The organism is Pseudomonas sp. PGPPP4 (genome assembly GCF_002256045.1).
Classification (GTDB): domain Bacteria; phylum Pseudomonadota; class Gammaproteobacteria; order Pseudomonadales; family Pseudomonadaceae; genus Chryseomonas; species Chryseomonas oryzihabitans.
In genome coordinates, this window is the sequence record NZ_NKID01000011.1 from 24,080 (window position 1) to 36,123 (window position 12,044).

Here is a 12,044-nt window from a genome sequence, read left to right on the forward strand (position 1 = left end):
GTTCATAACGGTCTTTTAGCGAGGACCGTGCCAGGTTTTATTCGATGCCGTACTTGTCCATCCAATTGCTCAGCGTCTGCTGGCTTTTGAGGCCAAGCAGGCTAGCCGCACGGGTCTTGTTGTTGCCGGTAAGCGCCAAAGCCTTACGCAGATAATGCCCTGCTACCCCAGCAATTATCTTTTGTAAATCAATGCCTTGCGCAACATTCATTGCCAGTACGTCGACCTGCGCGTGCGGCAATTTGAACAGTGCCTGCTCGATATCATGAGCAGCAATCAGATTGCCCGAGCACCAGAGAGCCGCGCGCAACAAGGTGGATTGCAGTTCGCGAACGTTGCCACGCCAGGGATGCTGAAGGATAAGATTTTTTGCTTCGGCAGAAATTTTCTTATCGCCGAGGCTGGCATCCTGGCTGGCAATGCCGACCAGCAGCTTTTCCGACAGTAACAGCAGATCACCTTCGCGCTCTCTGAGCGGCGGGAGGTGCAGCACACCCACAGCGATGCGATAAAACAGGTCTTCACGGAAGCACCCACGAGCAACTTCCTGCATCAGGTTGCGGTGAGTGGCGGTGATCAGCCGCACATCGGCCTTGAGTTCCTGGCTGGAGCCAACCGGAGTAAACGTGCCTTCCTGCAGTACGCGCAGCAGTCGCACCTGCACATCTGGCGTCAGTTCGCCGAACTCATCGAGAAACAGCGTACCGCCATGGGCCTGTTGGAATACCCCGGGCCGATCGGCAATTGCGCCGGTGAATGCGCCCTTCTTGTGGCCAAACAGAGTGGAGTCGATCAGCTCCGGCACGATGGCCCCGCAGTTCACCGCCACAAAGGGCGCAGCAGAACGCGGGCCGGCATTGTGGATGGCGCGGGCAAACAGCTCTTTGCCGGTACCGGTTTCGCCGTAAATCAGCACCGGAACCTGCTTCGCCGCGAGTATTTGTGCCTGCGCCTTGAGGGCCAGCATGCGCTCGCTCTGCGTCACGATGCTGTCGAAGGCCGCATCCACAGGAACATCCAGTCCGGCGAGCTGAACCAGCTTGTCGGTGCTGATGGTATTGGCGGCTGGCACATACTCGGCCGCGATTTCAAACGGCACCTCAACCTGCTGCACGCCTTGCTCAAGTGAGGACTGGTAGAACTTCGCCGGATAGCGTGTTTTGCCCAGCAGAATCCACACTGCTTGCATGGCCGGTGTGCCGGGACTGAGCAGAATGGAAAGCTGATTGCTGGAGATGCTCAGGCGTTTTAACTGCTGGCTGGCGGCCTGGTAGATTTCCCCGAAATGAACGGGAGAAGACAGGGAAACGTAATGCGCTGCGATTGATACATCGACCTGCTGGCGCAGCCAGTCCAGGTAGGGTTCAACGATCTCGGCGGGATATGAACAGAGCAGCTCGACGCTATCAAAACCTACCCTGTTTAGGGTCGATAGAATCGGGCCTATTTCACCGCCCTTAACTGCCTTGAGATCATTTCCGCCCACCCAGCTTGCCAATACGCTTTGCTTCTTTACCACTGTCCCTGTACCCCCGGATTCCCTCTTGCCTGCCTGCAGGCAGGAAAAAATGTGCTCTGGTTCGCGCCATGGATAGTAAACCAATCCGTCGATCCGGGTCTTCAAATGTCTGACTACATGTACAAGCTGAGGTGTAGCCGGCAGGGACTGGTGACTCCACCAAACGAAGATTAGCGAGTGAATGGAGCAATCTTGCCACTACCAAGGGGGAACAATGAAGGAGCCTTTCGGCCCCTTCCGAACTTAGTTAACCAACAGGTTCTCAAGCTTCTCGATCAGATGATGCAGGGGACTTCGACCCTGCAGGCGCGTCTCGAAAACTTCATTCCGGTGGTAAGCAATCCAGGTTTCGAGGGCGTGCCGATTATCCTTCTCGTAGCCGGAGCCGAGGATGCAGACAAGCTCGGTGCCATGGGGATTCTCAAGGTAGAGACTCATGGCTGAAGCCAGATGCTTAAGGTACTTATGCTCGCGAGCCTCCATCGATGGATGCAGAGGGGTCACGTTGTCACGTTTGATCAGTTTCATGGTGGAACTCCTCAGCCCTTGAGATTGGCTTTGATCAGGTTGTCGAAGGCACTGCCATCACGCCGGGTCAGGTTGGGGACATAGCGCGAATAGACACGGAACAGCATCTCGGTGGTGGTGTGTCCCATTTGCCTGGCGATCCACTCCGGGTTTTCGCCTGCAGCTAGCCAGAGGGTCGCGGCCGTATGACGAGTTTGGTAGGGACGCCGCCTACGCAGACCCAGGTGACGCAGCAGCGGATACCAAACCCGGTCGTTGATGTTGCGGTATGCGTGCGGCGTACCTTCGCGGGTGCTAAAGACAAACTGTCCGCTGCCGGTTTTCTCCCGCTGGCCGAGTAGCGCCTGGTAAACCGGCCCAGACATATCGATCTCACGCTGTGAGCCGTCGTTCTTGGTGTAGTCGAGCTTGCCGCCCACCCAGGTTTCACGGATCAGAATCTGCCGTCGCTGAAAGTCGACATACTTCCATTGCAGACCATCAACTTCTGCCGTCCGCATGCCTGTGAAAAAGCGCACGGTGTAGTAGTTGCGAAAGTCATCACGCACTGTGCTGAGGATCTGCAGCACCTCATCCAAGGTGAAGGGTTCCACGTCTGTCTTGGGGACTTTCAGTGATTTGATGTTGAGATATGGCGAGGTAAACTCGAAGCGGTCAGCTGCCTCACTAAGGATCATGCGCAATGGCGTCATGATGTGGTTGATTCTCGTCGCTGTCAGACTCTGACCTTTCTGCCCGGGAACTTTGCCGAGTGCCGAGCGGAATGACAGAAGTTCTGCTTTGGTGATGGCGCTGACCTCTTTTTTGCCGAACTCAGGCAGCAAGTGCTTATCAAGGGTAAGGCGCACGGTTTTGGCGTGCGTATCACGCCATTCGACCCTCATCTCCTCAAACCACAATTCGGCAAAATCCTTGAAAAGTGGTGTTTTCAGTGATGCACAGCCAGCCTGCAGCCGACTGATCTCTTGCACCTTGCTGCTTTGAGGGAAGTAGGTGGCGTAGTCGAAGCAGCCGAGGGTGATTTCCGCCTCTATGCGCTCCAGGATCTTCTCCAGCTTTTTCCGGTTAGCAGGCGTATCAGGCAACGTAGTCTGCTCGCGGCACCGCTGATCCAAATAGGTGAAGTCAAAGAACAACTTCTCGTTGTCAGCGCGGGCGCGAACCTTACCCATGGCAGATACCTCCACCAGCCATCGGAACCAAACCAGAAGCCCGCGAGAATTTCTGCATGTCTTCTTCGACGGCTTCCCAGATGAAAAGGATCTTGCGGCCGCCAAAGGGACGGAAGTAGTGAATCCCTTCGAGCAGGACTGAGTCTTTCAAGCGATTACGGATGGTGCGCGCGTCGTACTTCATGCGCGTGGCCAGCTCTTCGGTAGTCAGGTATGTGTGAGACATGGATATGCCCTCTCTGCTAAATTGAACGACAGCGGATTCTTATGAGCTCCTGAATACTCATAATGATCTCCTGCAGATCAATATAACGCTCATTTTGAGCTTTGCAAGAACAAAATGATCTTCTGAAGATCATTTTTGGAGATTAGGATGGTCAAGTGCCATTTATCTCGCTTACTGGGCGAGCGGAAACTGAAGATCAGTGACGTGGTCAGGGACACCGGCATCAACCGCGGAACCCTCACGCGGCTGTATCACGAGACTGCGCAGAGGGTAGAGCTCAAGGACCTGGAAGCGATCTGCCAGTACCTGAACTGCCAAGTGGGAGACTTGCTAGAATTGCAGGATGATCCGGAAGGCTGAATGTCCTCCGGACCTGGTCAGGCGCGGAAATGCCAGTCGATGGAAGCCATCAGCAGCAGGTAACGTAAGGCCGCGCCTGAATGCCTGTTCTGCTGCAATCCATCTTGGAGCTCCAGTGTGGCGCGAATGCCTAAATGCAGATTCTCCACCTCGGTATTCTCCGGCTGGAGCAGCGCGACTGGCTTCCGGGGGGTTCCAAGCGCGCGGCGCCAATATGCTTTGCTCGCTCTCGGCTTTCGCCTGTCATAAACGATCAGCTCAATCGACCGCGCAGGAATGCCTAGCGCATTCAGCAGCCACAAGTAGTCCCGTGCCTGGTCCTCATCACGGTTACGGTAAAAGCGCAGAGTGCTTTCCGAGAACCAGCTTCGCTCTACAAAATCATCTAGAACTCGATTGGCGCGATCGCCTTCGGCGCCTTCCAAGATCGTGTATAGACAGTGGGCGTAAATAGCTACTGAGTTGCGCCCCCCATGGCGCGGCGGCATCGGCACTAGCGATGGCGCATTGGCGTGTAATGAAAAACGCAATCGGTGCTTGTTGCCATTACTAGACAGAGAGCTCTGTGCCAAATCTCGTATATAGCGCGCCCGCTCAAGCATCAAGGCCCGATCCTCTGGAGAAAATTCCAGCCAATCCAGATTAATCTGCTGATTGGCTTCCTCCGCATAAGAGGCATAGGCCAGCATGGACTCGATTTGGCAAATTCGCTTTATCGCCCAGTTTTGCTCAACGAACTGCACGACTGGACGCATTACAGCTTTTCGAGTCCGCCTATGCGCTCTGAGAGACCTGACCCGACGGATAACCTTCAGAAGGTGCTCAGCTTCCGAAGACGCCTCCATCGTAGGCAGACTCACCTGTGCAATCGACGCTACATTGGAAGCGCTAAACAGCCAGGCTTTGGGGTTCCACTGCCAGGCTAGTGCCAACATCTGCGGCAGGCAGTGAACATAGTGCAGAAGCGACACCTTCGGGCTGCTATGGCCGAGAAGGGCGCTGACGATATGGGCAACACGCCGTGTTGGCCCGCCACCGGGCGGTGCTAGCCCAGCACGCAATCTTTCTAGATCCTGCAGCCACCGGCTAGTCTGCGGTAGATCATCGAAAATAAGCTTCGGTGTGACATTGGTAACTAAACCGCTCAGCTTGAGCATCAGCCAGGTGGCGCATGAGTGGCGCAGATGATGGTAATGAATGACGTCCGAACCCGTCACAGCACGCATGCAGGCATGTAATGCCGGCATTAAAGTGCTTTCGCTTATCCACTGTGATCTCAACTCTGGGATACAGAGCAGAAACTCCGAAAATGGCTTTTTACCTTCCTCTGCCTGACGTTGCTGGCACCAGCTCATCAACAAAGTAAGCTCGTCAGGCTCCAGCAGCATCACAAGGGGCAGCCTTCTGACCGAGTTCTGTGTTTTCAGGCCGCGCAGGGCGTGAGGTCGAACGAGCAGGTCAATGGGCAAGTCCAGATGAACAAGCTCTGGTAGAGACAGTCTGCGCATGTTTGGTTGACGCTGGTGAATGCGTTCGCTGCAATCCGCTTCTAGCAAGGGAAAATGTATATCGCATAGCCGTAGCTTCAGGGCCTCGTTACGCCGCAAGCCTAGCCGGAATCCTAAGATGAGGAACAACTTGGCCGCTGTCACCAAACGCGGTGTTCGAAGCTCAAGTCCGCAGATAGAAATAGCGCGTAAAACCGCCTGATACTGATCTTCGGAGAGGATACGTGCATCAACGCTTGAGACGTCCTGGCCGATACCCAATACTGCAAAGGGGCTGATGGGAGGATAATGGTGATGGCGCTCCAGAAACGTATGAAACTCATAAATTGCTCTAGCCAGAGTCCGGCGCTTGCCATTGCTGGGCTGGGCCTCGAGCAAACCTTCATAAATGTTCTCCAGTGCATCTGGCTCCAGTCTGAATACCGTCAGACCATCTAGCTGTTCGAACGCCTGCCCTAGCAGCCGAACATAGCGGGCAACCGTTGACCGGCCGATACTGTTTCCATATACCGAGCCCCCAGAGAGCATGCAGCCTGCCCACTCCGTCACCAAGAGCTGAAGCTCACCGGCATCTTGGGGTGCCTCAATGCGTTGTTCCGAGCGAATCTTTTGACATATCTCCAGTAACCAATCTGGCGCGTCCGCCCCCTCCTCTATTTCAGCCTCCCCACCAGCACTTCTTCCATAAGCATTAGCGGGGTCATCTAGTCCGGCGACCCCAAATATTTCTCCCCATGAGGAAGGGCGTAGTGAATGGGACACGAACATCTGTCGGCAGGCAAAATTGACTATCATCTGAGGCAGGTGCAACTGCACCTGCATACGTAGCAGCTCCAGTAGTTCTCTCAGACTGCCCGGGAGATCTTTAACAGGCATCCCAGATGACGTCAAAAATGCGTTAACGCATCGGAGCATGCCGCCTCTACGCTGCAGTTGCTCCTTCAATAAGCGAAGATCGTCCGCGCACCGAAACATCAACATCAGCGTCGCCGGATCCGGGAACCACTGTCTGTGCTCGGCCTCTCGCTTGCCACGAAGCGATAAAGGAAGCCTTACCTCAGGCACACCCGCCAGCCATTCGATCCGCTCCAAGGGTACTGAAACGAGAGCATCCAGCTGAGCGATATCTAGCAACCCACCGCTATAGGCAGCGCTCATTAGCAATAGTCCGACGCGCTGTGGAGGATGGAGCGACTCGAGATCGCGCCGGTAACCCATCTGCAAGGCCCTGAGCAACTGACGGCTGAGGCGTAATCGCTCAGCGGTGTAAATATCTGGGTTGAACGGGTTTGCGGGACGTTCAACCGCGATAGCCAGGCGCGCTAGTGGGAATCTGGGGAGGTGGTTCCGCACCCGCTGGGTAATGCTTCGCAGCATGTTACGCAGCGCGTGATCTGTTCCCAATTGAGCCTCCAACTCGCGTACATGCTCGACAGTGATGTCTCGAATGGCACATGCACCTAGTAACCACTGCCCAAGTGGCACTCCACATTCCTCAACGATTCGCCTCAAACGCTCACGAACCATTCCTCTCCAGTCCGGCTCATGAGGTGCTGCAGACCATAAATACTCAACCTCTTGGTCGCTCAGACGTGTCATCTCATCACCCCCACCGACTTCCCTGGACGTACCAGCCCAGTGTTTTCAGCAGTTGCGTTATCCAGTCGCTCACCACCCCGGCATAGGCTGCGGGACAAAACGATGAATACGGGTCTTGAGGCTCTTCTCCGCGCAGCCAGTGCCCCATAAATGCAGCAAGGACCTCTGCAGGACAGCCACGCTCGAACAGCTCTGTGCGTACAAATTTTCGGTAAGCATTGACCCGATGTGGAATGTAATCAGCTACCTGCTCCATATACAGGTAAAGAGTGGCGGGCCTGATCTCTATGCGGCGGACTCCGCTATCACTACGCGAGAGGAAGAACCCGCGAGACCATCGCTCATGATCCTCCGAGGAGCCAGCGAGAAGCACTTTCGAGATAGCCACGCAGTGTGCGAGGTAGTGGGCCAATTGCCGTTGCAGCATTTCAGGCACCCAGACCAGCCGGCTCATGTGCCGATCGCCGTTGTCCTTGTCAGCTATAGCGCCAATCCTTAGTAGCGAATCAAATTCGTCGACGAACCGCAACGGGTTGCTGATCGCCCGGCAGCCCGTGGATAGCATGAACATTTGCACAACCCATAGGGTATAGACGTTATGCCACGTAATTTGGTGAATAAGGGTCGACGACGGCTTCTTACGCAGTATGCTCGCCATGGATCTTACATTGGATGCAATCGTCTCGGGCAATAGGCAGTGCGTGGCGCCCACACTTCCGTGCTGACCGACCTTATCCATTTCTGGCAATTGGTATGCTAAGCCAGCACAGGCATAGACTCGTTGTAGGACGCGTCCCAGAGAAGAACGGTAGATGTGCTGTAAATGGCTGGCCCTGGGCTGCAGGTAATACTGTGGCGTTTGTGCGGAAGGCACTCGGACGCCAGACAGCATTCCAGCGATAGCTACGTCCTGCGTATCCGCGGCGATCTGATAGAACAAGTAGTTCCTGACCTTGCTCAGGGTGTATCTGGGATCGCTCTTGCCTAGAACCGCGAGAACCTCTCTGACTTCTGCGACCAGCTCTTCGACCTGATGGGTAAAAACATAATCGGACGTGCGAGGAAAATGTCTCAACAGCACTGCTATTAAAGCAGAGCTGCCGGCCAGATCAGGCAGCAGCAAGCAGGCCTGTGAAGATCGAAATCCGTATTTAGCCTGCCAACGCTCATCTCCCACCAATTCCGGGTGACGAACACGAACACAGAACTGCGAGACTGCCCCTCTCAATAGGCACATACCGTCGGTGCAATTTGCTTCCCGATCAACCACCGTTAGCTGAACGACGTGGTATGGAGCCTGTCCGAGCCAGAGGCTTATGTGCAGCATTAGGATGGCTTCCATCCGCAGCTGAAGGTGCACCTTATTCTGGCTATGGGTTAGCGCCCGCCGACATTCCTCAAACATATCACTGGCACCGAACAGCAGATCCCTCAACTCTGTCAGAGTGAATTGGGTATATGTGAACGGCAACTGCTGGCGACTTCGTATTATGTGATTTTCGATGCTCCGCTGACTGAGCAAATCAGCAACAAATGGCCGCTCTGCACACACGTCGTCCAGCACCCAGATTTCAGCAACAGGGCTCAACTCATCTGGAGCTAACTCAGCCATGTCGGTATCAGTAGTCGGGGGCTGGGTGAGGATTTGATAATGACCCGGCAACTGGTCAGGATCATCTGGATCGCCCAATGCAAAACCATCGCGATCCTCAGCAATGAAATGCGTCAATTCAAGAGCGACCGGTTTTCCGCGCCGGCCGCGGCTACCGCCGCCGCCTGATCTCGTTGGCGGCTCCTCCCCTTGGCTGTAACGAACCAATCGAGTAATAGAAGCGAATCGATCTGAATTCTCAGAGCTGGAGTCGAGCGCTGAGAAACCTCGACATGCCGCCACGAAGCTGGCTGTGTCCCCCCAAACCCTCAGTTCGGGGGGAATGATCAGATGACGCGTTTCGCACAACCACCTCAGATCTAGAAACGCGGCATACCGCTGAGCGGACAGTGGCGAATGGCTAGGGGGCTGCGTTGCCGCAAGTAGCTGAGCGACCAGACGGTCGTAGTCCGGTGCATTCTCCGTATCTCGTGGCGCATGCCACAGCGCTGCATAAGGGAACCCATACTTTTTCACCCCCTTGCTCAGCACTGGGTTTCGAATAGGTGGTGGTGTTCCCAACCAGAAGCGGTTCCCCAAACGCTCCGAGATTTGGGGCTGTCTGCTCAGCGAGACGATCCACAGGCATACCTCTCGCCACACGAGCGGGTCACAGCTCCCTATTCTGATAGGTGAACCAAGCTCGGATATACGCAATGCGCGCAGCAGCCCTGCCACCATACGTGGCAAGTCGATCAGATCTGGGTGTGCACAAAGGACATCAAGGATTTCTCCAACTACTTGGCCGGATTGGCCTTGCTCTATGGCCAGAGAAATTAGCGCTTTTCGGTTCATATGGTTACCGCTCTACAAAGGGTTCACCTCCATAGTGGGAGAGCCAAATCCCCTAATCACGGGCGCACACGATCCGCGCATGCGCGGATTTTCGATGCCTACCTAGTCGAACCTAGTTGCTGCCAGATAACTGGTTTTGGAGTGACACCTCGTGGCACACCTTCAGTAAGCACTGCCATTCCAGGTGCGAGAGACCATGCTGCAGATCAAGAAGCGATAAAACCGGGTGGAATCCAAAGGTGATCTAGCAGATCGAACACATTGACAGCGCTGCGGCGACTCTTGTCTCGCCTTAGCAAGGATGCGAAATTGGATCAGCTTTAATGCTATGACTCATGAGCAAGATCAACAAGATAAGCAGCGCTTAACTGAAGGGCCACACCCAGCTGAATCAGGAGAGGGCAAGGTCTGCCTGAATAGTTATAATCGATCGGGGAAGCAAGCGGAACTAACATCGACGCGCGATACATTCCAAACGACCGGCACCGGCTAGTTACTTTCCTCAAAGTAGAAAATTGACCCGGAACATTGGGCAGGCATCGACTGCATTTTTAGTGATACACGCCATACTCAATGCGCTGCAAGTAAGCCTCGACAGTTTGCAATCCTACCGGATCAGCGATAATTGCCGATGGTGATTCACCATTGAAGTACCTGCAAGGTCGGCCAAGCCATTCCTCAGCTAGTACTCGGTTACCAAAGACGTCAATTGCCAGCTCCAGCACCCTCTTGTAATGTTCTGAGTTGAACTGGACCGAGTGTTTCTTTACTGAACGCCGTTTACGCATCACGACCTCTTCCTAAGCTATTAAGAATTCCATTTCATCAGATCTTCTGAGTTAAAATCTGTAGAGTTCTTGCCGCTTGAACATGCCATGCATTCCAACTACGATCAGCGCGCGCCATCATGATTACGTCCTTTTTTAGAATCCTTCCATTCCGTCCACTTAGCAAAACACCACGTCGCGGCCCCTAGCGTCAACAAGGCCCAAAGTAGCCATTGCGGAAACTGGTACTGGCTACTTAGCCAAAGCCCTGCGCCTCCGCTAAGCATCACCATAAACAACCATCTCATCAGTTATTCTTCCGATTAGATACGAAACACCAAGATAACCGGATGCTCGGCTGTGCTAACGCCTGCACTGAAAATTTTCTCAACTCCCACATGGGGAATTGAGAATGGGCTCCGCAGGTCAGCGCCAACCTTTTCAAGCCCCGAAATCACGTCGTTCGGATCAGCGCAAGCAAGGCTGAATCGGGACTTTCTGATAGTGAAGACCTCAACGACCTATAAGCCGCCATTTCGGGTCAGCAGACCTCAGCAGACGACAGGCCTTATAATCCGCTTCTAGAATCCGAGTCTGGAAATTTCGCACTCACCGCTTGAAGCGGCCGAGCCGCAGCCTTTGCAGGAATTGGTATTGGCTGCCTGGCCAAATACCTGCGGCTGCGCTAAGCATCATTCGATAACCCTAGGTTTCTGAAAAGCCGGTGCGATTGCTCAGAAAAGTGACAGCAGCCATTCCTAAACGGTGGTTGCAGAATTCCGCGCTAGAGTTTTATGCTTTTGATCTGCGCCGCGGGACTTCGTTGGCAACAGCTCCGTTGCCTCCCCCTGCGGACATCCATTTAACCGCTCTAAGAGTTACGATGAAGCACTATGTGGTGCTCGAAGACTGGAACGGTGACGGTGCTGCTCGGCTTCCTTAAGAGGTCGTGCAGGAACTGGGCGTCGAGGTCGGGGGCACGCTCTACCTCCTTGAGGAGTATGTGGGGTACGGCCTGCCGCCTAGTGCTTAGTAGGTCACCTCGCATACCTGATCGTGTGGATGAGCTAACTGGCCATTCGGCACCATTTGGCAAACTTTCCGCCGAGATAAACGCCAAGGACGAGTGAGTAAACTGCAAAGCCACTTGCCCGCAAGTGTCCTTGATTACGACGCTGGCATTGCCTTTTGCCAAAGCAGGGTCCGCCATGCGCCGATAATTTGGCCAGCCCCATGCTTGGGTTGCGCATAAGTGACAGCCTAGAACCTGCGATAGGTTAGCGAGCTCAGAAGCGGCACGACTTAGCCTTGCATCACACGCACCGACGGGTCCAAAAACGCACCTAAGCTCCTTTACGCTCTAAGCCCACCGGTGAGAGCATTGCGCTACTTTGCTCGCCGCGGACCGCAAACAGAGCTCAAGCTCAATGGGAAGACGGTAGGACGCACCAGGGCCTGGCCAATAGTCAAAAAAACGATACCCCAAATTTCGTTTATTGTGCCAAGGATAACCACGTTCAGATGCCGCTATCTGCCTTAAACTGCTAGGCGCAGCAAAAGGCGAAAACCTTGCCGTACGGCACCTAGAGACATTTTTGAACGCCTTCCGCCGCCCAATACTTCTGTACCGCATTAGCCTCCGACGGGCATTGCCGGCGCAGAATTCGGATGGACCGCAGATCAATGGCTACAGGTTATCCATCGCCTGCAGGACGAAGATCTTGTCAGGTATGATACCAACCGGCGTAAATTGCGTGGCGGCGATACGGCATTTTTTTCGGCCGCAGTGACTCCCACAGGTTATCCACCACATAGGGCACATTACTGTGTACACGAACGGTAGACTGCCGCCCAATACCAATGGCGGCATCTGCAAGCCGGCTGGCGGGAATCGCTCGAAAAAGCTGCATGGCGGTACT

General features: G+C 54.5%; 8 protein-coding genes and 1 pseudogene. 2 read left to right on the plus strand and 7 right to left on the minus strand.

The genetic code is table 11. The features are described from left to right. Positions 1-37: 37 nt before the first annotated feature. From CFE50_RS18390 to CFE50_RS18405, 4 genes are all read right to left on the minus strand, one after another. Positions 38-1,624 (minus strand): sigma-54 interaction domain-containing protein, encoded by a 1,587-nt coding sequence (locus CFE50_RS18390; RefSeq protein ID WP_286736610.1) that lies wholly within the window; start codon positions 1,622-1,624, stop codon positions 38-40. Positions 1,625-1,762: 138 nt separating this feature from the next. After that, positions 1,763-2,047, minus strand: coding sequence for a hypothetical protein (locus CFE50_RS18395; protein ID WP_144956921.1), 285 nt, complete (start codon positions 2,045-2,047; stop codon positions 1,763-1,765). An 11-nt stretch (positions 2,048-2,058) separates the two neighbouring features. Beyond that, a complete protein-coding gene (locus tag CFE50_RS18400; RefSeq protein ID WP_286736614.1) occupies positions 2,059-3,219 on the minus strand; it encodes a site-specific integrase in 1,161 nt (386 codons plus the stop codon). After that, complete coding sequence (locus CFE50_RS18405; protein ID WP_003292744.1) at positions 3,212-3,445, minus strand: hypothetical protein; 234 nt, start codon at positions 3,443-3,445, stop codon at positions 3,212-3,214. The genes CFE50_RS18400 and CFE50_RS18405 overlap by 8 nt, the downstream gene beginning before the upstream one ends. Positions 3,446-3,592: 147 nt before the next feature. Here CFE50_RS18405 and CFE50_RS18410 point away from each other — a divergent pair, with 147 nt between their 5' ends. Continuing rightward, the gene (locus tag CFE50_RS18410) at positions 3,593-3,805 is read left to right on the plus strand and encodes a helix-turn-helix domain-containing protein (RefSeq protein WP_023123783.1); all 213 of its coding nucleotides are present in this window, start codon (positions 3,593-3,595) and stop codon (positions 3,803-3,805) included. A 17-nt stretch (positions 3,806-3,822) separates the two neighbouring features. Here the strand turns inward: CFE50_RS18410 and CFE50_RS18415 are convergent, their stop codons facing one another. The 3 genes from CFE50_RS18415 to CFE50_RS18425 all read right to left on the minus strand — a co-directional run bounded on the left by CFE50_RS18415 (position 3,823) and on the right by CFE50_RS18425 (position 10,146). Then, positions 3,823-6,912 (minus strand): site-specific integrase, encoded by a 3,090-nt coding sequence (locus tag CFE50_RS18415; protein ID WP_286736619.1) that lies wholly within the window; start codon positions 6,910-6,912, stop codon positions 3,823-3,825. A gap of 4 nt (positions 6,913-6,916) precedes the next feature. Next, positions 6,917-8,641, minus strand: a complete 1,725-nt coding sequence (locus tag CFE50_RS18420; RefSeq protein ID WP_286736620.1) for a site-specific integrase — start codon at positions 8,639-8,641, stop codon at positions 6,917-6,919. A gap of 1,268 nt (positions 8,642-9,909) precedes the next feature. Then, positions 9,910-10,146 carry an MbcA/ParS/Xre antitoxin family protein gene (locus CFE50_RS18425; protein WP_145156049.1) on the minus strand — a complete coding sequence of 79 codons (237 nt, stop codon included), beginning with the start codon at positions 10,144-10,146 and terminating at the stop codon, positions 9,910-9,912. 928 nt (positions 10,147-11,074) lie between these two features. Between CFE50_RS18425 and CFE50_RS18430 the strand changes: the two are divergent. Beyond that, positions 11,075-11,255, plus strand: a pseudogene (locus CFE50_RS18430) (AbrB/MazE/SpoVT family DNA-binding domain-containing protein). The last annotated feature ends 789 nt before the right edge of the window (positions 11,256-12,044 follow it).

Excerpts from the sequence above, each read along its gene's own strand:
- CFE50_RS18395 (WP_144956921.1), bottom strand. The coding sequence starts at position 2,047 with ATGAAACTGATCAAACGTGACAACGTGACCCCTCTGCATCCATCGATG.
- CFE50_RS18405 (WP_003292744.1), bottom strand. The coding sequence starts at position 3,445 with ATGTCTCACACATACCTGACTACCGAAGAGCTGGCCACGCGCATGAAG.
- CFE50_RS18425 (WP_145156049.1), bottom strand. The coding sequence starts at position 10,146 with ATGCGTAAACGGCGTTCAGTAAAGAAACACTCGGTCCAGTTCAACTCA.
- CFE50_RS18415 (WP_286736619.1), bottom strand. The coding sequence starts at position 6,912 with ATGACACGTCTGAGCGACCAAGAGGTTGAGTATTTATGGTCTGCAGCA.
- CFE50_RS18410 (WP_023123783.1), top strand. The coding sequence starts at position 3,593 with ATGGTCAAGTGCCATTTATCTCGCTTACTGGGCGAGCGGAAACTGAAG.
- CFE50_RS18400 (WP_286736614.1), bottom strand. The coding sequence starts at position 3,219 with ATGGGTAAGGTTCGCGCCCGCGCTGACAACGAGAAGTTGTTCTTTGAC.